The sequence below is a fragment of the Teichococcus aerofrigidensis genome (assembly GCF_054073225.1).
The window spans coordinates 22048-45896 of record NZ_JBSXMU010000021.1; the positions used below are offsets into that span (position 1 = coordinate 22048).

Sequence of the window (23849 nt, forward strand, 5' to 3'; positions counted from 1 at the left end):
GGGAGGGGAAGGCCCGCGCCATGGCGGCACGGGCGAGGGTCCGGGCGGTCAGTTCACCGCGGGCTTCGGCGGCTCCGCCCGGATCGAGGCCAGCTGCAGCGTCCCGAAGGGGTCGTCCGGATTGCACAGCGCCGGCACGTAGGGACGGCTCTGCCCCCGGCCCGGCGCCGCCGGCGCCTTGCCACGGGCGATGTTCAACGCCCCTCCGGCGATGCCGAGGCCGCCACGCGCGTCGATGGCCATCATGTCGCTCATGCACATCTTGTCCGGGTCGACGCAGCGGTTGACGACCAGCGAGAAGATCTCGGGATCGACCTCGCCGTAGCGGCGGACGGGCTCGCGCTCGCTCGGCTTCTCAAGCTCGAGGTAGGCCGAGCGGTCAAGCCGGGTGCCCTGTTCCGCCCGCGCCTGCTCGACCCAGCGGTCGAAGCCGTCCTGGCTCAGGCCGTGGAACTTGAAGCGCATCTGCGAGAAGCCGCCGCCGCTGTAGTTGGCGGAGAAGCCGTCATAGATGCCCTCGCGGTTGATCACGGCGTGCAGCTTGGTTTCCATGCCCGGCATCGAATAGATCATGCCGGCCATGGCGGGGATGGCGAAGGCGTTCATCACCGAGGCGGAAGTGATGCGGAAGGCGATCGGCGTATCGACCGGCGCGGCCAGCTCATTGACCGTGGCGATGCCCTGCTGCGGGTAGATGAACAGCCACTTCCAGTCCAGCGACACCACCTCGACCTCGAGGGTCCGGGTACCCTGCGGAATGGGCCGCTCGGCATCGAGGCGGTCCAGCGGCCGGTAGGGGTCGAGCAGATGGGTGCCGACCCAGGTCAGCGCGCCGAGGGCGACGATGATGACGAGCGGCGCCGCCCAGATCACCACTTCCAGCGTCGTGGAATGCGACCAGTTGGGCGCGTAGGTGGCCTTGGTGTTCGACTCCCGGTACCGCCAGGCGAAGAACAGCGTCAGCAGGATGACCGGGACGATGATCAGCAGCATCAGCACCGTCGAGGCGACGATCAGGTCGCGCTGCTGAACGGCGATGTCGCCCGATGGATTCATGACGACCAGGTTGCAGCCGGCGAGCAGAGCCGCCAGCGGCACCAGGACAAGGAGGCGCGAGATCTTGTGGCGCATGCACACCGCTCAGGAAACCATATTGATGTGCGCCCTCTTAGTGGCGAAGGATGGGGATGGGGATAGGACGTTTTGTCCTATCGGCAGGGCGGGAGGGGCTATGCTCTTTCTCATGGCAGCCTGTAACCGTTGCGCCTCAGTTGGCCGGGACACCGTCCGGACCGGCCGGCTGGGCAGGACCGGAAAACTGCGTCATCCTCGCCGCCGGCCGATGAAGGGCCAGGACGAGCCGGGCCGTATTGGGAGACTACATTGATTACCGACGTCAAATCGCATGACGCGCCCAACTCACGCGGCCTTGAACGGGACGCGCGGCGGATGCATGACGACGGCCACGCCGTCTCATCCGGGGAGATCGCCCTCGGTGTCGTCATCGGGCGCATGTCCGAGTTCTTCGACTTCTTCGTCTATGCGATCGGCTCGGCGCTGGTCTTCCCCTCGCTCTTCTTCCCGGACACCGACCCCTATACCGGCACGCTCTATTCCTTCGCCATCTTCTCCCTGGCCTTCATCGCGCGCCCGGTCGGCTCCTTCGTCTTCGCCATCGTGGACCAGCGCTATGGCCGTGGCGTCAAGCTGACGATCGCCCTCTTCCTGCTCGGCGGCTCCACCGCCTCGATCGCCTTCCTGCCCTCCTATGCCTCGATCGGCGGCTGGTCGATCGCCCTGCTGGCGCTGTTCCGGCTCGGCCAGGGCTTCGCGCTGGGGGGGGCCTGGGACGGGCTGGCCTCGCTGCTGGCGCTGAACGCGCCGCCGCACCGGCGCGGCTGGTACGCCATGGTGCCGCAGCTCGGCGCGCCGCTCGGCTTCCTTCTGGCCGCCGCCCTCTTCGCCTTCCTCTTCTCCACCCTCTCCATGCATGACCTGCTGGAATGGGGCTGGCGCTATCCCTTCTTCGTCGCCTTCGCGGTGAACGTCGTCGCCCTCTTCGCCCGGCTGCGCCTGGTGGCCACCCGCGAGTTCTCGAACCTGATCGAGGAGCGCGAGCTGGAACCGATGCCGGTGCCGGAGCTGCTGCGGGAGCAGGGCCGCAACGTGCTGATCGGCGCCTTCGTGCCGCTGGTCTGCTTCGCCCTCTTCCATCTGGTCACGGTCTTCCCGATCGCCTGGATCAACCTGAACTCCGATCATTCCCCGGCCGAGTTCCTCTCGGTCCAGATGATCGGCGCGGCCTGCTCCCTGCTGACCATCCCCCTCTCGGGCCTGATCGCCGACCGGATCGGCCGCCGCCGCCTGCTCGGCATCGGCGCGGTGCTGATCGCACTGTTCAGCTTCAGCGTGCCCTTCCTGCTCGGCGCCGGGCTCAGCGGCAGCACCGCCTTCGTCATCATCGGCTTCTCGCTGCTCGGCCTGTCCTTCGGGCAGACCAGCGGCGCGCTGGCCTCGAACTTCTTCGCCCGCACCCGCTATACCGGCGCCGCCGTCACCTCCGACATCGCCTGGCTGATCGGCGCGGGCTTCGCGCCGCTGGTGGCGCTGGCACTCTCCAACACCTTCGGCCTGGGCGCGGTGACGGTCTACCTGCTCTCCGGCGCGGCCTGCACCCTGCTGGCGCTGACCGCCAACCGCCAGCTCGACTACAGCCGCCAGCGGGACGGCCAACGGAACTGAAGGCGGCCGGGCGGTAGCCGGGTTCAGCCGGCGCCGCCAAGGGCTTCCGGTGCCAGCAGGGCGCGGAGGGCGTGGCTGATCCCGATGGGCAGCATGGAGGCATGGTTCTCTCCTGGCAGGACCTCGAAGCCGGTCCGGGAGGCCGGAAGCGCCCGGCGGATGGCCGCGGCCATCTCCCGCGCGCCCTCCACCATGCCACGTCTCGTCCGGCGGGCGGCGATGCCGGCGCTGTCGGGACCGTGCTCCTCCCAGGGGGCCAGGCGCTGTTCCCATTCGCCGACGCCGATATAGACCGGCGGCGACTGCGCCGGGGCGGCCGCCGCCAGGCCGCGCAGCAGCCGCTCCCGGTCCCACCAGACCGAGGGGCTGATGGCGCCATAGCCCTGGAAGAGGGCGCTGTCCCAGGCCAGCAGATCGAGCGCCAGATAGCCCGCCAGGGAGTGGCCGATCACGGCCTGGCGCCCTGGATCGGCGGGCGCGTGGGCGGCGAGAAGAGGTTTCGCCACGTCCCGCAGGAAGTCCCGGAAGGCGTCCCGGCCGCCATGCGGCCCGGGATGCGGCTCGCCGGCCGGCGCGGCGGCGGTATAGTCCAGGCTGCGCCGCCGGCGGTCGAACAGCCCCTCGCCGGGATAGGCGATGCCGACCAGGATGGCGGGGGCGATCCGCGTGGTCTTCTGGCGCAGCATGCCATGGCGCAGGATTTCCAGCGCCATGCCGAAGCAGGCATTGGCATCCAGCAGCCAGACCACGGGAAAGCCGCCCGGCGGAGGCGGGCCCTCGGGGATGGCGGTCAGCAGGCGGTACGCGCCGGAGGCGCCCTGCGCCGGCAGAATGGCGGTGCCGGGCAGGGTGACCAGGCCGTCAGCCACGGAGCGTCGCGCCGCCATCGACATACAGGTCGGCCATGGTGATATGGCCGGCGCGGTCGGACAGCAGGAAGACGGCGGCCTCCGCCACATCCTCGGGCGTGGCCAGCTTGCCCAGCGGAATGCCGGTCTTGTGGATCTCGGGCGCCCCGGCGATCACCCGGCTGGCCCCCTCGGCATCGGCCCACATCCCGGTCTGCATCGGCGTCAGGGTGGAGCCGGGGGCCAGGATGTTGCAGCGGATGCCATGCGGAGCCAGTTCCAGCCCGAGGCAGCGGGTGAACATGGTCGCCGCCGCCTTGGAGGCGGCATAGGCCGCCATGCCGTGGCGCGGCACCCCCGCCGCGTTCGAGCTGACCGTGACGATACTGCCATGCCGACGCGGCGTCATGCGCCGCGCCAGCGCCCGGCCGACATGGAACACGCCCTGGGCATTGACGGCGAAGACACGGGCCCATTCGGCATCGCTGGTCTCCGCCACCAGGCCGGTGGCCAGCACGCCGGCGACATTGGCGCCGAGGCTGATCGGCCCGAGCCCGGCCTCGATCCGCGCCACCAGCGCCTCGACATCCGCGGCCCGGGTGACATCGAGCGCCTCGCGGTGGACGCCGTCCAGCACCGGGATGCCGTCGGTGCCGAGATCGGTCGCGACGACCGTGACCCCCTCGGACCGCAGCATCCGCACCAGGGCGGCGCCGATACCGCCCGCCGCGCCGGTCACAAGGGCGATCCGCCCGGAAAGTCCGCTGGGTCGCATCGCCTCAATCCCTCCTGTCCCTCGCCCCGCTTTCCGCCGGTGCTTCGCGCCGGGTCATGGCGGCGGCGAGCAGGGGGGCGATGCGCGAGGTTGCCGCCGCGCCGGGCAACTCGGCATGCAGGGCGGGAATGTCGATCACCTCCAAGCGCCCGACATAGGGCGCCCAGAACTCGGGCCGGATGTCGCGTCCGGCGTGGTCGAGCGCGGCGCGGACATGCAGGGCCGGCCCGTCGTAGCGGGCGTGGTGATGCGCCCGCACCAGCCGGTTGTTGCCTTCCACCACGCGCACCACGCCGTCGAGGACCGAGCCGGGAAGCTGGCCGAGCGGGCTGCCGCCCCGGCGAAGGAAGGCCACCACGGCGGCGCGGTCGCGCAGCTCGGGATGCGCCTCCGGGTCGTGCCCGGCGATGGCCAGCAGGGCCCGCAGCGCGGCGGCCTCGTCCGGCTCCGGCTCGGCGCGCCAGCAGTCGCTCGGATAGGCGTCGAGCAGGGCCAGCAGGCCGACCCTGTGCCCCAGGGCCTGCAGCCGCGCCGCCATGGCCTGGGCGATGATGCCGCCGACCGACCAGCCCAGCAGGTGGACCGGCCCCTCTCCGGCCGCCGGCAGGATGGTCTCGACATAGCGGGCGGCCAGGGCCTCCAGGCTGTCGGGCGGCGCGGCGCCTTCCAGCTGGGGCGCCTGCAGCCCGTAGACGTCGCGTCCGGGGCTGAGCGCGCGGGCCAGGGTGGCGTAGCACCAGGCGATGCCGCCGGCCGGATGGATGGTGAAGAGCGGCGGCCGGGTCTCGTCCTGGCCGTGCTGCCGCCGCAGCCGGATCAGGGCGCCGAGGCCGTGATCGGCCTCGCCGGTGCCCTCCATCAGCGGCGCCAGCCGGGCGACGGTCGGGTTCTCGAAGATGGCGCCGAGGCCCGGGTCGCGGCCGAAGCTCTCGCGCAGGCGCCGTGCCAGCGTCACCGCCAGCAGCGAATGCCCGCCCAGCTCGAAGAAATCCTCCTCCGCGCCGACCCGCGGCAGTCCCAGCACCTCGGCGAAGAGGCCGGCGAGCCGCATTTCCGTCGCGGTCTGCGGCGCGCGGCCGGCGGTGCCGCCGAACTCCGGCTGCGGCAGGGCCGCGCGGTCCAGCTTGCCGCTGGAATTCACCGGCAGGGCGTCGAGCGCCACGAAGGCGGCCGGCACCATGTAGTCCGGCACACGGGCCGCGACATGGGCGCGCAGTGCCGCCGGGTCGTAGGCCGGCCCCGGTACCAGATAGGCCACGAGCCGCTTCTCGCCGCTGCCGTCCTGGCGCGCGATGACGCGGGCCTGCGCGACCATGGGGGAGGCGGACAGGGCGGCCTCGATCTCCCCCGGCTCGATCCGCAGGCCGCGCAGCTTCAGCTGCTGGTCGGAGCGGCCGAGGAAGACGATGGCGCCATCCCGCCGCAGCCGCGCCAGATCCCCGGTGCGGTACATGCGCTGGCCGGGATGGAAGGGGTCGGGGATGAAGGCCTGCGCGGTCAGCGCCGGCTGGCCGAGATACCCCTCCGCCAGCTGCACGCCGGCGATGAAGAGATGACCCGTGACGCCCGGCGGCACCGGCCGCAGCCGCTCGTCCAGCACGTAGAGGCGGGTGTTCCAGACGGGAAAGCCGATCGGCACCGGGCTGGAGCGGTCCTCCGGCCCCGCGTTCCAGTGGCTGACATCGACGGCCGCCTCGGTCGGGCCATAGAGGTTGTGGAGGTCGGCGCGCAGGGTGGCGTGGAAGCGGTCGCGCAGGGCCGCCGTCAGCTCCTCGCCGCTGCAGAAGACGCGCGCCAGGGACAGCCCGCGCGAGGCGGGCTCGGCCAGGAAGGCCGCCAGCATGGACGGCACGAAATGCGCCGTGGTGATGCCCTCGGACCGGATCAGCGCCGCCATCGCCGCCGGGTCGCGATGCGCCCCGGGGGGCGCCATCACCAGGGTGGCGCCGCTGAGCAGCGGCAGGAAGAACTCCCAGACCGAGACGTCGAAGGTGGCCGGCGTCTTCTGCAGGATGCGGTCGGCGGCGCCGATGCCGTACTGCGCCCGCATCCATTCCAGGCGGTTGACGATGGCGCGGTGGCCGATCACCGCGCCCTTCGGCTCGCCGGTGGAGCCGGAGGTGAAGATGGCATAGGCCGCGTCCTGCGGCGCCGGGCCGGGCGGCAGGGGGCGGGTGGGGAAACGCGGCCAGTCCTCCGGCGGCACCAGCGGCATGTGGCCGGCGAGATGCGGCGCGGCGGCCGGCGCCAGCGCCAGGGCCGGCCGGGCCGAGGCCAGCACCCGCGCCACCCGCTCCGGCGGGTGCCCGGCGTCGAGCGGCAGATAGGCGGCACCGGCGCGCAGGACCGCCACCAGCGCGATCATCAGCTCCAGGGAGCGGTCCAGCATCACCGCCACCAGGTCGCCCCGCCCGATGCCCCGGCGGCGCAGCGCCTCGGCGAGGCCGGCCGAGCGTTCCTGGAGCGCGGCATAGCTCAGCCGCCGGCCGCCCGGCTCGACGACCGCCACGGCTTCCGGACTGTCCGCCATGCGGCCCTCGATGAGGGCCGCGAGCGTGGTTTCCGGCAGCGGGTGCGCCGTGGCGTTCAGGCCGTGCACCAGCCATTCCGCCTCCCCGGGCGTGACGGTCGGCACCTCGGCCAGGAAGGGGGCGGCCAGGGAGGGGGCGGCCAGGGCGGCGCCGAGGAAGTGCCGCAGCCGCGCGGCATGACCGGCGAGATCGGCCGCCTCGTAGAGCGTCGGGTTGGCCTCGATCTCCAGCCGCAGCCCCGCCGCCCCGCCGCGGATGTTGAAGGTGATGTCCTCCACCGGCCCGGTGCCGAGGATGTGCAGCTCGGCGGCGAGGCCGGGCAGCACCAGTCTTTCCTCGAAGGGAAGCAGGTTGATGATGGGGCCGTGCAGCCGCCGGCCGCCACCCAGCCGGCCGAGATCGCGCCGGATCTGCTCGCCGCGGTAGCGACCGTGGCGCCGCAGCCGCGTGAGCTGGCGCGCCACTTCCGCCAGGACGGTGCCGAGCGGCGCCGTCTCGTCCAGTCGCAGGCGCAGGGGCAGGACGTTCATCAGCATGGCCGGGACGCGCGCCGCGCGGCTGCCCAGCCGGGCCATGAAGGCGATGCCGACGACGCTCTCCTCCGCCCCGGCATGGCGCTGGCAATAGGCGCCGATCAGCGCCGCCAGCACGTCCGGCCAGGGGACATCGGCCTCCGCCGCCACCTGCTGCAGGCGGGCTTCGACCTCCTGCCCGATCGGCATCGCATGGCGATGGACGAAGTGGGCCGAGGCGCCGGCCTGCGCGGCGGGCGGCAGGGGCGAGAGGCTGACCACCTCGCCGAGCCCCCGCAGGGCGTCACGCCAATAGGCCGCGTCCTGCGCCCGGCGGGGCGAGGCGCGATAGGCGGCGTCCTCCTCCAGCGCCAGGGCGAAGCCGGGCAGCGGAGGATCGGCGCCCGCCTCCACGCCCGCCGGTCCCTGACGCGACGCCTCGGCGTAGAGCCGGGCCACGCGGCGGGCCAGCAGCGCCGCGCCGAAGGCGTCCACCGCCAGGTGATGCACGCGCTGGTACCAGAAGAAGCGCTGCGGTCCCAGGCGGTAGAGCCGCATCGCCGCCAGGCGCTCGCCGCCGGCGGCCGCCATGTCACGCGCCATGGAGGCACGGGCGGCCGCCTCGGGGTCGGGCAGGGTGGTGAGGTCGATGACCTCGAGCCAGGGCCGCAGGCTCTCGTCCAGGCTCTGCACCGGGCCCTCGGCCTCCTCGCCGATGCGCAGCGCCAGGGCGTCGGCCTCGGCCACGGTGGTATCCACCGCCCGCCGGAAGGCGGCGACATCCAGCGGCCCGCGGATGTCATGGTAGTGGCCGGTGTTGAAGATCGGGTTGGCGGGATCCAGCCGCTGCGCGTACCAGAGGCCGGCCTGGGCCTCGGTCAGCGGCGCGGCGACGGGTCCGGCGGCCGGTGCGATCCCGCGCTGGTCAGCCGCATCCATGCTGCACGTTCCGCTGAACGTCCCGCTGGGCGACGCGGCGCTGCACGATGGCCCACCAGGCGTCGAGCGTCAGCGTCTCGGCGAACTCGCTGAAGTCGAGGTCGAGGCCGCCCTCGTTCCAGCGCGTCAGCAGGTTCATCGCCCGCATGGAATCCAGGCCGAGGTCGAGCAGGTTGTCGTCGCCGGCGATGGCCTCCGGCTCCTCGTGCAGCAGACGGGCGATATCGGCGCGCATCGCCTCGCGCGTCAGGGGCGGCGCGCTCACAGCGCGGCCACCAGCTGGTCGGTGCTGCGCGGCACGCCGCAGACTCCGGCGATGTAGGACAGGGCCATGTCGTGCTTGTCTCGCGAGAAATCAGCCACCGCGTCGGCGGCGAAGAAAGGTTCGATGTCGCGCATGAAGGCCTCGGCAGCGGTCAGCAGGCAGCCGATATGGGCGTAGATCCCGCAGATGACCAACTGATCGCGGCCCCGCGCGCGCATCAGCGTCTCGAGGTTGCTGCGCTGGAAGGCGCTGTAGCGGTGCTTCACCAGAACGAAGTCGCCCGGCTGCGGCGCCAGGGCGGGCAGGATCGGCTGATGCTCCGGCGCGCCGCTCATGCCCGGCCCCCAGAGATCGGCCTGCAGGCCGCGGTCGCGCTGGTCCTGGTCGCCCTGCTGCGCGGTGTAGAAGATCGGGATGCCCGCGGCGCGGCAGGCCCCGGCGAGGCGCGCGATGTTGCGGATCACCGTCGCGATCGGATCGGCCTCCTGGGCGTAGGGGCGCAGGAAGTAGTGCTGCATGTCGTGCACCAGCAGCGCCGCGCGGTCGCGTTGCAGCGACCAGGAGGCGCGGGCGGCGGGAATCTCCGCGGCATCGGGCAGGGGATAGGGCGCGATCTGCGGCAGTCCGGGCCGGCTCATGCCGCGCCTCCCGCCTGCAGGAATTCGGCGCGCAGCCGGGCGCGCAGCTCCTTGCGGCTGATCTTCAGCGCCGCCGTGGTGGCGAAGCGCTCGACGAAGATGATCTGGTCCGGCACCTTGAAGTCGGCGATGCCGCGCTGCCGCATCCAGGCCTTCAGCGCCGCCGGCCGCGGCCGCTCACTGCCCTGCGCGATCACGAAGGCGCAGCTCCGTTCGCCGAGGAAGTCGTCCGGGATGGAGACGATGGCGACATCGAAGACATCCGGATGCGCCAGCAGGTGATCCTCGATCTCCTCGGCGGAGATCTTCTCGCCGGCGCGGTTGATGTGATCGCCGGCGCGGCCCTGCACGACGAGATAGCCGCCGGGCAGCCGCTTCACGATGTCGCCCGTGCGGTAGTAGCCATCCGCCGTGAAGGAGCGGGCATTGGCCGCGTCGTCATTGTGGTAGGCGCGGATGGTATAGGGTCCGCGCGCCAGAAGATGCCCGGCCTCGCCCTCCGCGACGGGGTTGCCGAGGTCGTCGACGACCAGCACCTCGTCATCCGGGCTGATCGGCCGGCCCTGGGTGTTGACGATGATCTCCTCGGGGTCGTCCAGCCGGGTGTAGTTCACCAGCCCCTCCGCCATGCCGAAGACCTGCTGCAGGGTGCAGCCCAGCACCGGGCGGACGCGCTTCGCGCCCTCGGGCGTGAACTTGGCGCCGCCGACCAGCAGCACCTGCAGGCTGGAGATGTCGTGCCGCCGCGCCGGCGCCGCCTGCAGCCAGAGCAGGGCGAGGGGTGGCACCAGCCCGGTGATGGTGACGCGCTCGCGCTCGATCAGGGGGAAGGCGGTGGCAGGGTCGGGGGCCGGGCTGAGAACCACGCGCGCGCCCGCATGGAGCGCGCCCATATGGCCGGGCGAGCTCATCGGGAAGTTGTGCGCCGCCGGCAGGGCCACGAGGAAGACGCTGTCCGCCGTGACGCCGCAGATCTCGTTGCTGGCGCGGAAGCTGTAGATATAGTCGTCATGCGTGCGCGGGATCAGTTTCGACAGGCCGGTGCTGCCGCCGGAGATCTGCAGGAAGGCGACGGATTGCGGGTCGGGGTCGGGCGGCAGGCCCTCGGGCGCGGCGACGCAATCCTCCAGCGCGGTGAATTCCCCCGGCTCGCCGACCACGACGACGTGCCGGACCGCCGGCACCTCCGCCTGGAGGGCGCGGGCGAGGTCGCGGTAGTCGAAGCCGTCCTGACGGTCGGCGACGACATAGGCGCTGGCCTCGGCGCGGCGGGCGAAATGAGCGATCTCGGTGATGCGGTGCGCCGGCAGGGCATAGACCGGCACGAGGCCGGCGCGGAACAGGCCGAAGACCACCGAGAAGAACTCGGCGATATTGCCCAGCTGCACCACCACCCGCTCCCCGGGCCGCAGGCCGCGGGCCAGGAAGCCCGCCGCATGCGCCTCGGCGCGCCGCCACAGCTCGGCATAGCTCCAGCGCCGCTCGCGGTCGACGATGGCGATGGCCTCCGGCCGCTCCGCGGCGCGCTGCCGCAGGAAGCCCGGGAAGGTCTCGCCGCGCCAGTAGCCGGCGGCGCGGTAGCGTTCGGCGAATTCAGCGGGCCAGTCCTGGCGCAGAGGGCGCAGTCCGGTGGGGGGCGGGCCGGGCGGATTCACAGTGGGCACTCCCTGGCGGCATCGCCAGCGCCCAGCGCATCGAGCAGGGCGCCGAACTTGGCGGCGGTCTCGTCAGCCTCGCCCTCCGGGCTGGAGCCGGGGACGATGCCGGCCCCGGCATAGAGCCGCGCGGTGTCGCCGGCAATCTCGGCGCAGCGGATGGTGACGAACCAGTCGCCATCGCCCGAGGCGTCGCACCAGCCGACCGCGCCGGCATAGAAGCCGCGATCCTCCGGCTCGATCTCGCGGATCAGCGCCGCGGCGCGGGCGCGCGGCTGGCCGCAGACGGCGGGTGTCGGGTGCAGCGCCGCCGCCAGGGTGGCCGAGAGCACGGCCGGGTCCCTGAGCTCCCCCTCGATCCGGGTCCCGAGGTGCCACAGGGTGCGGGTGCGGCTCAGCGTGATGCCGTCCGGCGCGGCGAGGCGGCGGCACCAGGGGGACAGGGTGTCCAGGATGTAGTCGGACACGATGCGATGCTCGCGGCGGTCCTTCTCGGAGCGCAGCAGGGCTTCCCCGGCGGCGCGGTCGGCCGCCGCATCCGCGTGGCGCCGCGCGGAGCCGGCCAGGGGATGCGAGAGGATGGCGCCGCCCCGCTTGCGCAGCAGCAGCTCCGGGGTGGCGCCCATCAGCCAGCGCGGCGCGCCGCCGGGCCCCGCGGGCAGAGGCAGGCGGAAGCCGGTCACGGCGGGGTCGGCGGCCAGCCGGTCCAGCAGCGCCACGGTATCGATCGGGCCCTCGGAGCGGGCCAGCAGCCCGCGGGAGAGCACGATCTTGGTCAGCGCCCCCTCGGCCAGCGTCCCGGGCCGCTCCATCTCGGCCGCCATCCGGGCCAGCGCCTGGCGCACCGCATCCGCATAGGCGGCGGCCGAGGGCCGCGGCACCAGGCGCCAGGCTCCGCCGGATGCGGCGGGAGCGGGGGTGGCGAGACCGGCCACGCGCCCGCCACGCTCCAGCCGGTCGGGTTGCAGCAGGTGGTCCGGTGCCGCGCGGTCGAAGGGCAAGGCGCCGGCCACCACCGCCGGGCCGTCCGGCGCGGCGGCGAAGAACCGCGCCACCCGCTCGCCCAGGCTGTCGGCGCCCCCGGGCGGCAGACGGCGCCGGCAACCCCAGCCGAGCAGGCTGCTCTCGCCCGAGAGGAAGGCCAGGGGAGGCGGCTCGGGCGCCGGGACAGGGCCAGCGGTCCGCCCGTCCGCCTCCGGCATGGAGAAGCCTCCCATCATCATCACCTCAGAGGCGGATCAGGCTGACGGTGTCGCCCTGCGGGTCCTCGACCGGCGGCTGGCCGCGCGGCGCCGAGCGCGCCTTGTTGGTCACCCAGGCCCGGCCGCCCGCCGGATCGACGGCGATGGTCTGCGGATGCGTCCCCGTCACCAGGCTGTCGCGCACCGTCAGCGAGGCGGCATCGACCAGGCTCACCGTGCCGGCCTGGCGGTTGGCGACCAGGACCAGGCCCCGGGGCGGGTTCAGCGCCAGGCTGAGGGCGCCCGCGCCGGTCTCGATGCTCTTCACCAGCGCGCCGCTGCCGGCGTCCAGCACCGTCAGCGTGCCGCTCTTCTGGTTGGTGACGAAGAGACGCCGGCCGGCGGGGTCGTAGGCGAGGTTGACCGCGCCCTCGCCGCCGGAGGCGAAGCGGCGCTTCACCGCGCGGCTGCCCAGATCGATCTCGACGATCTCGTTGCTCTGCAGCGCCGTCGCGAAGAGGCGGTTGCCGGCGCGGTCCAGCGCCAGGCCGGTGATGCCGCCGTCCAGGCCATCCTGCAGCACATGCGCGATCTTCTGCGTGGCGCCGTCGATCACCCAGACCTGGCTCGGCGCCCCGCGCGCGCCAAAGACCGAGACATAGACGGCGTCCTTCTCGTCATCCACGACCACCTGGCGGACATGCGCCTTCTCGCCCTCGGCCAGCTTGCCGAGCAGCTTGCCGCTTTGCGTGTCGATCACCGAGACGCTGCCGCTGCGCGTGTTGGTGGTGTAGAGCCGGTGCCGGCGGTCGTCCAGCCCGAGGCCGAAGGCCGGCTCGTCGCCCAGCTCGAGGAAGCTCTTCGCCTCCAGCGTGCCCGGATCGACGGCGAAGAGACGCGCGTCATCGGCGCCGCGCACGCCGGCGGCGGCGACATAGAGGCGGTTCTGTGACGCGCTGAAGACGATCTCGTAGAGGCCGGCGGCGAACCTGGCGTTCTGCTCGACAGCCGCCTGGCCCTGTGCCTGGGCCCGCGCGGCCGTCAGGCGCGTGGCGCAGAAGGCACCGGCGAAGAGGGCGAGGGCGTGTCGGCGCGAGAGGCGCGGCGAATGGGTCACGAAAGCGAAGCTCCTGGTTGTGGGGCCTGAAGCACAGGCCCGCTTCACGCGGGAAGGAGTGCTCAAGCGTGTCCGCGAAGGCCGCACCGCTTACCCGAGAGATCGGATGAGGGGCAGCGCGCCGCGGGGACGCGCTTCAGAGCATGCAAATGACAATCGTTCTTAATAATGCCCAGGCTAGTCCTTTCGCTCCGCAAGTCAAGGCGCCGGCCGGCGCGGAACGCCTGTGGCGGGGAAGCAGAAATCGATGGCGCGGTTGGCCGCGGCCGCGCGCACGCTGCCATGCCCCTCACCCGGGAAAGCCTGAACCGACAACGTCTCCAGATGCGCGGGATGATCCCGCAACAGGGCGGCGAGCCCTTCCACGCCCTCGCCCATGCCGAGCCGCGTGGTGTCGCCGCGCCGCCGCTCCTCGCTGCCATAGGTCAGCAGCAGGCGGGGCGGCACGGGCGGCGGAGGTGCGCGCAGATAGGCCTCCGCCTCGTGCTCGATGGCGCGGTCCTTCCACCAGACCGAAGGGCTGGCGGCCAGGACGGTGCGGAACAGCGCGGGCCGCGTGAACAGCGCGTGCAGGGCGAAGAGGCCGCCATAGGAATGGCCGAACAGGCCGCGCCGCGCGGCATCGAGCGGCAGCCGCGCGGCGAGGGCGGCCTCCAGCTCCGTGGCGATGAAGTCCAGCAGGGCCGCCGCGTTCTGCGGGCCTCCGGGCAGGAACTCTCGGTCCCGACGGCGCCGGTCGGCTTCGTCCTCGGGAAAATCGATGGCGGCGACGATGCCCTGGGCCGCCGCCGGCCGCCAGCGCATGCTCGCTGTCAGCACGTCGAAGAAGGCCGCGCCGTCCAGGGCGTAGAGGACGGGGAAGCCGGCGGCGGGCGGCGGCCCCTCGGGCCAGGAGAGCAGGATGCGGTAGTCGCGCCCGGCCCGGCTGGACACGGCCCATTCCTCGGCGCGCGGAGGCGCATAGGGGCGCGGCGGCGAGGCCGGCCCTGCGAGCGCCGCGCGCTGCGCCAGGGCAAGCCCTGCCGCACCGGACAGCAGGGCGCGGCGGGACGGCAGGAGAGGGGAGCGGCGGATCGGGATCATGCGCGCGCCTATCGCCCGATCCGGCCTGGGTGGCATCTCACCTTCACGGGAGGCCGGTTCATTCGCCCGCCGCCGGTTGCGGCGCCATCACCGGGCGGCGGCGCCAGCGGTCGAGCGCCAGGAAGATCACCGGGGTGGTGTAGAGCGTCAGCAGCTGCGAGACGATCAGGCCGCCGATGATGGTCACGCCGAGCGGCTGGCGCATCTCGGCGCCGGTGCCGATGCCGATGGCCAGCGGCACGGCGCCCAGCAGCGCCGCCAGGGTGGTCATCAGGATCGGCCGGAAGCGATCCTGGCAGGCGGCGAGGATCGCGGCCTCGCTGCCGCGGCCTTCCTCCCGTTCGTGCTCCAGGGCGAAATCGACCAGCATGATGGCGTTCTTCTTGACGATGCCCATCAGCAGGATGACGCCGATCAGCGCCATGACCGAGAAGGGTAGGCCGGTCAGCAACAGGGCCAGCAGCGCGCCAAGCCCGGCCGTGGGCAGGGTGGAGATGATGGTCAGCGGATGGATGTAGCTCTCGTAGAGCACGCCGAGCACGATGTAGATGGCCAGGATGGCGCCCAGGATCAGCAGCGGCTGGGAGCGCGTGAAGTCCTGGAAGGCCGCGGCATTGCCGCCGTACTGCGAGCGGATCGAGCCGGGCAGCAGCGCCTCCCGTTCGGCCTGCTGCACCAGCGCCGTCGCGTCGCTGAGCGCCAGGCCGGGGCCGAGGTTGAAGCTGATCGTGGTCGCCGGGAACTGGCCGCGATGCGTGACCCGGAGCGGCGCCACATCGCGCTCCACGCGGGCCACGGCGCCGAGCGGCACCTGCGCGCCGTCCGTGCCGGGGAGGAAGATGCGCTGCAGCTGGGTGGCGTCCCGCTGCAGCCCCGGATCGATCTCCAGCACGACCTTGTACTGGTTGCGCGCACCGTAGATGGTGGAGACCTGCCGCTGCGAGAAGGCGTTGTTGAGCGCCGCGCTGATATCGGTGATGGAGACGCCGAGCCGCGCCGCCGCATCGCGGTCGATCACCAGGCGGTTCACCAGGCCGGACCGCTCCTGATCGCTGGAGACATCGTTGATCCCGGGGACGGTGCGCAGCTTCTCGACCATGACATTGGTCCAGCGCCGCAGCTCCTCGAGGTCGGTCCCGAGCAGGACATAGGAATAGGCGGCATTGCCCGGCCGGCCGCCGACGAAGAGATCCTGCTGCGAGCGCAGGAAGACGTTCACCCCCGGGATCCGGGAGAGCGGCGCGCGCAGTCGGTCGATGACCTGGGTGGCCGAGGCGTCGCGGTCCTCGCGCGGCTTCAGGGAGATGTAGAGCTGGCCGGAGTTGGTGCCGGCGTTGAAGCTGCTGCCGCCGACGGAGGCGCCGACCGTCGCCACGGCCGGATCGCGCAGGATGATCCGCGTCACCTCCTGCTGCAGCGCCGTCATGGCGGCATAGGAGGTGTCCGGCGCCGCCTGGGCGGTGCCCGCCAGCAATCCCGTGTCCTGCTCGGGGAAGAAGCCCTTGGGTACCACCACGTAGAGCCAGACCGTCAGGACCACCAGGCCCAGGCTCAGCAGCAACATGCTGCGCCGCCAGCGCAGTGCCACGGCGAGCGAGCGCAGGTAGCCGCGCACCACGCCCGCCAGCAGCCGCTCGAAGCCGCGTGAGAGCCGGTCGGGCGGCCGCTGGTGGCCGGGCCGCTCCAGGAAGGCCGCGATCACCGGCGTCAGGGTCAGGGCGAGGACGGCGGAGATGCCGACGGCGATCGCCAGCGTGGCCGAGAACTCGCGGAACAGCCGCCCGACGATGCCGTCCATGGCCAGCAGGGGGATGAAGACGGCGACCAGCGAGAGGGTGATCGAGACGATGGTGAAGCCGATCTGCCGCGCCCCCTCGAGCGCCGCCTGCATCGGCGGCATGCCGCGCTCGCGCAGCCGGGCCATGTTCTCGATCATGACGATGGCGTCGTCCACCACGAAGCCCACCGACACGATCAGCGCCATCAGCGAGAAGTTGTTGAGCGAGTAGCCCATCAGCCAGATGATGAAGAGCGTGCCGAGCAAGGAGAGCGGCACCGTGGCGCTGGCCGCCAGAACGGGGCCCGTCCGGCGCAGGAAAAGGGCGACGACGGCGATCACCAGCGCCACGGTGAGCAGCAGCGTCAGCTCGACCTCCTCCACGCTGGCGCGGATGGTGCCGGAACGGTCGCTCATGATCTCGACGTCGATGCCGCCGGGCACCCAGCTCCGCAGCCGCGGCAGCTGGTCGAGGATGCCGTCCACCACCTCCAGCACATTGGCATCCGCCTGCTTGAAGACCATCATCAGGATGGCCGGCCGCTCGTTGAACCAGGCGGCCTGGCGGCGCGAGCGCGTGGCGTCCGTCACCGAGGCGATCTGCGACAGGCGCAGGATGCCGCCGTCCGCGGTCTTGACCACCACCGTCGCGTATTCCGCGGCACGGCTCATGCGGTCGTTGGCGGCGAGGCTCATCGACTGCGCCGGCCCCTCGATATGGCCGAGCGGCTGGGTGACATTGGCCTCGTTGATGGCGGTGCGGATCTCCTCGAAGGAGACGCCGGCGGCGGCGGCGGCGGCTGGATCGACCGCGACGCGCACCGCCGGCTGGTCGGCGCCCCCCACCTGCACCTGCGCCACGCCCTTCACCTGCGACAGCCGCGTGGCGACGATGCTGTCGGCCACATCGTAGAGCGCGGTGGGCCGCAGCGTGTCGGAGGTCATGGCCAGGATCAGCACCGGCGCGTCGGCCGGGTTCACCTTGCGCACCTGCGGCGGATTGGGCAGGCCGGAGGGCAGGTCCTGGCGCGCGGCGTTGACCGCCGCCTGCACGTCCCGCGCCGCATCGGCCTGCCGGCGCGAGAGATCGAACTGGATGATGATGTTGCCGCTGCCGCTGCTGGCGTTGGAGGTCATCTCGGTGATGCCGGCGATCTCGCCGATGCGCCGCTCCAGCGGCGCGATCACCGTGGCCGCCAGCGTCTCCGGATTGGCGCCGGGCTGGCTGACGCTGACGAAGATGGTCGGGATATCGACGCGCGGCATGGCCGAGACCGGCAGCTCCCGCAGCGCCACCAGCCCGGCCAGCGCCAGGCCGAGCGCCAGCAGCAGGGTGGCGATGGGCCGGCGCAGGAAGGGCCCCGAGATGGAGAACACCGCCCCGTCCTATTCCGCCGCCGCCGGCGCGCCGCGCCAGCGCCGCATCACCGAAGCATGCACCGCCTCCATGGCGAGATAGACCGCCGGAGTGGTGAAAAGCGTGACCAGCTGCGACAGCAGCAGCCCGCCGACGATGGAGACGCCGAGCGGCAGGCGCAGCTCGGAGCCCGTGCCGGATTGCAGCACCAGCGGCAGGGCGCCGAGCAGCGCGGCGGCGGTGGTCATCATGATCGGGCGGAAGCGCAGCAGCGCCGCCTCGCGGATCGCCTCGCGCGGCGCCATGCCATGATCCCGCTGCACCTCGAGCGCGAAGTCGATCATCATGATGGCGTTCTTCTTGACGATGCCCATCAGCAGGATGATGCCGATCAGCCCGACCACCGAGAGATCCAGCCCCGCGAACTCCAGCGCCAGCAGCGCGCCGATTCCGGCCGAGGGAAGGGTCGAGAGGATGGTGACCGGATGGATCAGGCTCTCGTAGAGCACGCCGAGCACGATGTAGATCACCACCACCGCGGCCAGGATCAGCCAGGGCTGGCCGGCCAGGCTGGTGTTGAACTCGGCGGCATCCCCGGCGAAGCGTCCGGTGACGCTGTCGGGCAGGCCGATCTCGCGCTCGGCGGCGGCGATGGCGCTCACCGCCTGCCCGAGCGACACGCCCTCGGCCAGGTTGAAGCTGATGGTCACGGCGGGGAACTGGTTCTCCCGCGTGACCACCAGTGGCCCGCTGGCGCGGTCGAAGCGGGCGATCTCGGCCAGCGGCACCTGGGCGTTGTCGGTGCCCGGCACGCGCAGCTGGCCGATCGCGGTCGGATCCCCGCGCAGCCGGTCGGCAATCTCCAGCACCACGCGGTACTGGTTGCTCTGACCATAGATGGTCGAGATCTGCCGCTGGCCATAGGCGTTGTAGAGGACGTTGTCGACGTCCTGCATGCTGATGCCGAGCCGCGCCGCGCGGTCGCGATCGACCTCGACGACGAGGCGCAGCCCGTTCTGGCGCTGGTCGGTCGCGACATCGCGCAGGCCCGGAATGTCGCGCAGCCGCTCCAGGACCCGCGGCGCCCAGAGCGAGAGGGTGGCGGCATCGGAATCCGTCAGGGTGTACTGGTACTGGGTGGTGCTGACGCGCGGGCTGATCTGGATGTCCTGCGCGGCCTGCGGCCAGGCGGTGCCGCCGGGGATGGCGTCGAGCTGCGGCTGCAGGCGGGCGATGATGCCCTGGGCATCGAGGTCGCGCTCGGCGCGCGGCCTGAGCACGGCGGTGATGCGCCCGCTGTTCTGCGCCGGGTTGACGGTGCTGGCCCCGGCCACGGCGGTGACGGCGGCGACCGCGGGGTCGGCCCGCACCACCTCCGCCATGCGCGACTGGATCTCGGCGGCGCGGGCGAAGGAGGCATCCTGCGGCGCTTCCGTCGTGATGGTGATCAGCCCGGTGTCCTGCAGCGGCAGGAAGCCCTTGGGCATGACGACGTAGAGCCAGGCGGTCAGCGCGACCGTCAGCGCCGCCACCAGCAGGGTCAGCCCCTGGTGCCGCAGGGTCAGGTCCAGCGCCTTCCCGTAGGCCAGACGCAGCCGCTCGAAGCCGGCCTCGAAGCGGCGCGACAGCCAGCCCGGATGGTGGCCGGGACGCAGCAGCAGGGCGCACATCATCGGCGTCAGCGTCAGCGAGACCACCATGGAGACCAGTACAGCGGCGGTCAGCGTCTCGGCGAACTCGCGGAACAGCCGGCCGACGACGCCTTCCATGAACAGCAGCGGGATGAAGACGGCGATCAGCGACAGCGTCAGCGAGACGATGGTGAAGGCGATCTGCTTCGAGCCGGCATAGGCGGCGGCCAGCGGATGCTCGCCCTTCTCGATCAGCCGGACGATGTTCTCGATCATGACGATGGCGTCATCGACGACGAAGCCGGTCGCGATGGTCAGCGCCATCAGCGACAGGTTGTCGAGCGAGTAGCCCATCATGGCCATGACGCCGAAGGTGCCGATGATGGAGAGCGGCAGCGAGACCGCCGGCACCAGCGTGGCGCGCCCGCTGCCGAGGAACAGCCAGACCACGCCGACGACGAGCGCGACCGAGAGCACCAGGGTGAACTGCACCTCGTGCACCGAGGCGCGGATGGTCTCGGTCCGGTCCGAGACGACGGCCAGCCGCGCGCCGGCCGGCATGGCGGCGGTGAGCTCCGGCAGCACCGCCTGGATGCGCTCCACGGTCTGCACGATATTAGCGCCGGGCTGGCGCTGCACGTCGATCAGCACGGCGGGGCGGCCGTTGAACCAGGCGCCGTTGCGCTCGTTCTCAAGCGATTCCACCGCCTCGCCCACGTCACGCAGCCGCACGGGGGCGCCGTTCTGCCAGGCGATGATGACCTCGGCGAACTCGGCCGCGCTGGCGATCTGGTCGTTGGCCAGGATCTGCGAGGCCTGGCGCGGCCCGTCCAGCGAGCCTTTCGGCGAATTCTGGTTGGCGGCCGCGATGGCGGCGCGGACCGTCTCCAGGCTGATGCCATAGGCGGCGAGCCGCAGCGGATCGACCTGCAATCGCACCGCCGGGCGCATATTGCCCTGCACCGTCACCCGGCCGACGCCGCTCGCTTGGGAAAGCTTCTGCGCCAGCAGCGTGTCCGCGAGGTCCGACAGTCGCATGATCGGCAGGCTGTCGGAGGTCAGGGCCAGGGTGATGACCGGCGGGTCCGCCGGGTTCACCTTGGAGTAGACCGGCGGGTAGGGCAGGGTGGAGGGCAGCGTGCCACGCGCCGCGTCCAGCGCCGCCTGCACGTCCTGCGCGGCCTCGTCCAGATCCTTGTCGAGGCGGAACTGGAGGGTGATGCGGCTGACCCCCGGCCCGCTGACGGAGGACATCACCTGCAGCCCGGCGATCTGCGCGAACTGCCGTTCGAGCGGCGCGGTGATCAGCACGGCGGCGGTGTCCGGCGAGGCGCCGGGCAGCTGGGTGGTCACCTCGATGGTCGGGAAATCCACCTCCGGCAGCGAGGACACGGGCAGCCGGAGATAGCCGAACAGGCCGGCTAGCAGCACCGCGACGGCCAGCAGCGTGGTGGCCACGGGGCGGGCGATGAAGGGGGCGGAGATGTTCACGGCGCGGCTTCGGCGCGGCGCTGGCGGCGGGGCTGGCTGCCGCCGGCGGTGGGCGCGGCCGGCGCGGCCGGGTCAGCCAGGACGACGCTGCTGCCATCGTTCAGCCGGAGCCCGCCCGAGATCACCACCCGCTCGCCGGCCTGCAACCCGTCGCGGATCGCCGCCTCCGTCTGCGTCACGGCGCCGAGCACCAGCGGGCGTTGCCCCACCCTGTCGCCCTCGGGCGAGACGACGAAGGCATAGGGGCCGCTCGGCCCTTGCTGCACGGCCACCAGCGGCACCACCACGGCGTCCGGCACGGTCTCGACGGCGAGGCGGAGGCTGACGAAGGCGCCGGGCCAGAGGCTCGTCTCCTCGTTGGGGAAGACCGCCTTGACCTTCACCGTGCCGGTCGCCGCGTCGACCTGGTTGTCCACCGTCTGCACCGTGCCGCGCAGCGGCGCGGCGCTCCGGCCTGGCCCCGCCTCCGGGATGGTCTCCACCGTCACCGGCCCCGCCGCCATGGCGCGGCGCAGGCGCGGCAGCTCGCCCTGCGGGATGGTGAAGTTCACGCCGATCGGCCGCATCTGCGTCACCGAGACGATGCCGGTGCTGTCGCCGGCGCCGACGAGGTTGCCCGGATCGACCTGCCGCAGCCCGACGCGCCCGGCGATGGGGGCGCGGATGACCGTGTAGTCGAGCTGGGTGCGGGCGGTGTCGATGGCGGCCTGGTCCTGCGCCACCTGCGCCTCGTACATCGCCACCTGGGCGCGCTGCGTGTCCACCTGCTGGCGGGTCACGCCATTGGCGGCGAGCAGTCCCTGGTAGCGCCGCAGGTCGGTGCGCGCATTCTCGAGCTGCGCCTGGTCGTAGGCTTTCTTGGCGACGGCCTGGGCCAGGGCGGCGGCGTAGGTGCGGTCGTCGATGCGGGCCAGCACCGCCCCGGCCTCGACCTCCTGCCCCTCGTGGAACGGCACCTCCGTCAGGATGCCGCTGACCTGGGAGCGCACGGTGATGGCGTTCAGCGCCTGGACCGTGCCCAGCACATCGAGGGTCAGCCGTAGGTCGCGCCGTTCGGCGGCCGCGACGGCGACGGGGATCGGGATGCCCCCCATGGCGGCGCCGCGGCCGCTGCCGGCCTGGCCGGGCCGTCCCGGCGCCGTCCCCGCCGCCGTGCGGCTCGCCGGCGAGGCCGCCTGCCGCTGCTGCCAGAAGTACCAGCCGCCCGCCGCGAGGCCGAGCACCAGCAGGAGGAGGATGAGGATACGGGAGCGTGTCATCGGGACATCCGCGGCGCTGTCCTCACCGCCAGCCGCCGCCGAGCGCGCGGAACAGCGCGACGGCGGCCTGCAGCCGGGCGAGCCGCGCCTGCACCAGGCTGACGCGGGTGGAGAACAGGGTCTGCTGGGTGTTGAGCAGGGTGATCAGGTCGATGGTGCCGGCGCGCAGCTGCGCCTCGGCGATGTCGTAGGCGCGCTGCGCCCGCGCATTGGCCTCGCCGCGCAGCCGTTCCTGCTCGGCGGTGTCGCGCAGCGCCACCAGCGCGTCCTCCGTGTCCGACAGGGCGGTGACGATGGCGCGCCGGTACTCCACCAGCAGCGCCTCGGCCTGGGCGCGGCTGAGCGCGACCTGGCCGCGCAGCGCCCCACCGTCGAAGACGGTCTGCGCCAGCCCGGCCACCAGGGAGAAGAACTGCGCCTCGGGCCGCAGCAGCGTTCCGAGAGCGGCCGACTGCACGCCGCCGGAGGCGCTGAGCGTCAGGTTCGGCAGCAGCGCGGCGCGGGCGGCGGCGACATTGGCATTGGCGGCGGCCAGGGCGGCCTCGGCGGCGAGCACGTCCGGCCGCCGCGCCAGCAGCTCCGCCGGCTGTCCGGGCGCCGCCGCCGGCACCGCGAGCCGGTCGAAGGCATCCGGCGTCACCCGCAGCGCGGCGGGCGGCTGCCCGGTCAGCAGCGCCAGGGCATTGATCCCCTGGTCGGCGGTCTGCCGCAGTCCCGGTATGCTGGCCTCCAGCTGCGCCACCACGGTCTCCTGCTGCGCCAGGTCGAGGCCGGTCGCGGTGCCGAAGTTCACCTGCTGGCGGATGATGCCCAGGATGCGCCGGGCCGCCGCCAGGTTCTCCTGCTGCGTGCGCAATTCCTCGCGCGCCGCCAGGACCTGGAAGTAGGTGTTGGCGACGGAAGCCTCCGTGGTCAGCAGCACGGTGCCGACGTCGAAGCGGCTGGCCCGCGCATCCGCCGCCGCCGCCTCGGCGAGGGAGCGGTTGCGGCCCCAGAAATCGACCTCGTAGCTGGCCGAGAGCGTGGCGTCGTAGCGCGTCGAGTTGCGGTCGCGCGCGGCGCCGCTGGCCACAGAGCGGGCCTGCGTCACGCCGGCATCGACGCCCACGGTGGGCAGCAGGGCGGCGCCGGTGATGCGGAGCTGGGCATCGGCCTGCCGCACCCGCGCCGCGGCGGCGGCGAGATCGAAATTGCCCTGCATGGCGAGCGCCATCAGCCGGTCCAGCTCCGGCGCGCGGAAACCGCGCCACCATTCGGGATCGGGCCAATGCACCGGCGCGGCGGGATCGGCCGCCCGGAAGGCCGGCGCGGGGCCGAGGCCGGAGAGCACCGGCTCGGGGCGTGGGCCGCAGGCGGCGAGCAGGCTGAGCAGCAGCGGGATGGCCGGAAAACGGCCCGGTACCGGCAACAGGGGCATGCCTTACTTCTGCCCACTCCGCTGGCCGCCGCGCCCGCGCATATCCTCCGCGACCCGCCTGCGTCCCTCGGGCGACATGGCGGCAAAGCCTTGTATCATGCTGTTCTCGAACGATGTGCTGAAGGATTGCCAGCGTGCCCGGGATTGCGCCATGGCGGCGCGCAACGCCTCGGGGTCGAAAGGTTCCGCCGCCAGCGCCTCGGCCACGGCGGGCCGGCCCTGGCGGTGCTCGCGCAGCGCGGCCTGGAATTCCGGCCGGCCGGCCTCCATGGCGCGGTGGAAGACGAGACGGTCGGGCTCGGACAGGACGCGCTCGATGCGGGCCTGCGCCCGATCGACATCCGGCCCGCGCTGCGGCCCGGCCTGCAGCAGGTAGCCGAGCACCAGGTTCAGCGCCAGGGAGGCGCCCAGGGAAGCACCCAGGGCGCCCCGCAGCAGCCAGGAGCGGGACGGCCTCATTCCCCGCTCTCCATCATCATCGCCAGCAGGCGCGGCGCGCCCAGCACCTCCTCCGGCGCCGGGCCGCGCGGCCAGGAGGAGAGGCCCATGAGCAGCAGGCAGGTGGCCAGCGCCGCCAGCGCGCCGCAGCCCGCCGGCACCAGCGGCCGCAGCCAGCGCAGCACCGGCGGGC

The 23849-nt window shown here is 72.6% G+C and carries 16 protein-coding genes; 1 reads left to right on the plus strand and 15 read right to left on the minus strand.

Going from position 1 to position 23849, the window contains the following annotated elements; genetic code table 11:
* Positions 1–48: 48 nt before the first annotated feature.
* Positions 49–1131 (minus strand): ubiquinol oxidase subunit II, encoded by a 1083-nt coding sequence (cyoA, locus tag ACVMLK_RS07195; RefSeq protein WP_457486001.1) that lies wholly within the window; start codon positions 1129–1131, stop codon positions 49–51.
* A 318-nt stretch (positions 1132–1449) separates the two neighbouring features.
* Here cyoA and ACVMLK_RS07200 point away from each other — a divergent pair, with 318 nt between their 5' ends.
* Positions 1450–2742, plus strand: a complete 1293-nt coding sequence (locus ACVMLK_RS07200) for an MFS transporter (RefSeq protein ID WP_198366695.1) — start codon at positions 1450–1452, stop codon at positions 2740–2742.
* 23 nt (positions 2743–2765) lie between these two features.
* On the opposite strand, the gene ACVMLK_RS07205 is transcribed toward ACVMLK_RS07200, so the two are convergent.
* From ACVMLK_RS07205 to ACVMLK_RS07270, 14 genes are all read right to left on the minus strand, one after another.
* Complete coding sequence (locus tag ACVMLK_RS07205) at positions 2766–3611, minus strand: alpha/beta hydrolase (protein WP_422925322.1); 846 nt, start codon at positions 3609–3611, stop codon at positions 2766–2768.
* A complete protein-coding gene (locus ACVMLK_RS07210) occupies positions 3604–4365 on the minus strand; it encodes a 2,3-dihydro-2,3-dihydroxybenzoate dehydrogenase (RefSeq protein WP_457486002.1) in 762 nt (253 codons plus the stop codon). The genes ACVMLK_RS07205 and ACVMLK_RS07210 overlap by 8 nt, the downstream gene beginning before the upstream one ends.
* 4 nt (positions 4366–4369) lie before the next feature.
* Positions 4370–8347: an amino acid adenylation domain-containing protein gene (locus ACVMLK_RS07215; protein WP_457486003.1), complete on the minus strand. Its 3978-nt coding sequence runs from the start codon at positions 8345–8347 to the stop codon at positions 4370–4372.
* On the minus strand, positions 8334–8612 hold the full coding sequence (locus tag ACVMLK_RS07220; protein WP_370591999.1) for a phosphopantetheine-binding protein: 279 nt from the start codon (positions 8610–8612) through the stop codon (positions 8334–8336). The genes ACVMLK_RS07215 and ACVMLK_RS07220 overlap by 14 nt, the downstream gene beginning before the upstream one ends.
* Entirely contained in the window at positions 8609–9250 is a 642-nt protein-coding gene (locus ACVMLK_RS07225; protein ID WP_457486004.1) for an isochorismatase family protein, read from the minus strand. Before ACVMLK_RS07225 ends, ACVMLK_RS07220 begins: the two co-directional genes overlap by 4 nt.
* A complete protein-coding gene (locus tag ACVMLK_RS07230; RefSeq protein WP_457486005.1) occupies positions 9247–10905 on the minus strand; it encodes a (2,3-dihydroxybenzoyl)adenylate synthase in 1659 nt (552 codons plus the stop codon). Before ACVMLK_RS07230 ends, ACVMLK_RS07225 begins: the two co-directional genes overlap by 4 nt.
* The gene (locus ACVMLK_RS07235; protein WP_457486006.1) at positions 10902–12128 is read right to left on the minus strand and encodes an isochorismate synthase; all 1227 of its coding nucleotides are present in this window, start codon (positions 12126–12128) and stop codon (positions 10902–10904) included. Before ACVMLK_RS07235 ends, ACVMLK_RS07230 begins: the two co-directional genes overlap by 4 nt.
* Positions 12129–12132: 4 nt before the next feature.
* Entirely contained in the window at positions 12133–13203 is a 1071-nt protein-coding gene (locus tag ACVMLK_RS07240) for a YncE family protein (RefSeq protein ID WP_457486007.1), read from the minus strand.
* 198 nt (positions 13204–13401) lie between these two features.
* A complete protein-coding gene (locus tag ACVMLK_RS07245; RefSeq protein ID WP_457486008.1) occupies positions 13402–14286 on the minus strand; it encodes an alpha/beta hydrolase in 885 nt (294 codons plus the stop codon).
* Positions 14287–14344: 58 nt separating this feature from the next.
* Positions 14345–17440 (minus strand): efflux RND transporter permease subunit, encoded by a 3096-nt coding sequence (locus ACVMLK_RS07250; RefSeq protein WP_457486009.1) that lies wholly within the window; start codon positions 17438–17440, stop codon positions 14345–14347.
* 9 nt (positions 17441–17449) lie between these two features.
* Positions 17450–20542: an efflux RND transporter permease subunit gene (locus ACVMLK_RS07255; protein WP_457486010.1), complete on the minus strand. Its 3093-nt coding sequence runs from the start codon at positions 20540–20542 to the stop codon at positions 17450–17452.
* Complete coding sequence (locus tag ACVMLK_RS07260) at positions 20539–21801, minus strand: efflux RND transporter periplasmic adaptor subunit (RefSeq protein WP_457486011.1); 1263 nt, start codon at positions 21799–21801, stop codon at positions 20539–20541. The genes ACVMLK_RS07255 and ACVMLK_RS07260 overlap by 4 nt, the downstream gene beginning before the upstream one ends.
* A gap of 22 nt (positions 21802–21823) precedes the next feature.
* Positions 21824–23218 (minus strand): efflux transporter outer membrane subunit, encoded by a 1395-nt coding sequence (locus tag ACVMLK_RS07265; RefSeq protein WP_457486012.1) that lies wholly within the window; start codon positions 23216–23218, stop codon positions 21824–21826.
* A 3-nt stretch (positions 23219–23221) separates the two neighbouring features.
* The gene (locus tag ACVMLK_RS07270; protein WP_457486013.1) at positions 23222–23677 is read right to left on the minus strand and encodes a periplasmic heavy metal sensor; all 456 of its coding nucleotides are present in this window, start codon (positions 23675–23677) and stop codon (positions 23222–23224) included.
* Between the last annotated feature and the right edge of the window lie 172 nt (positions 23678–23849).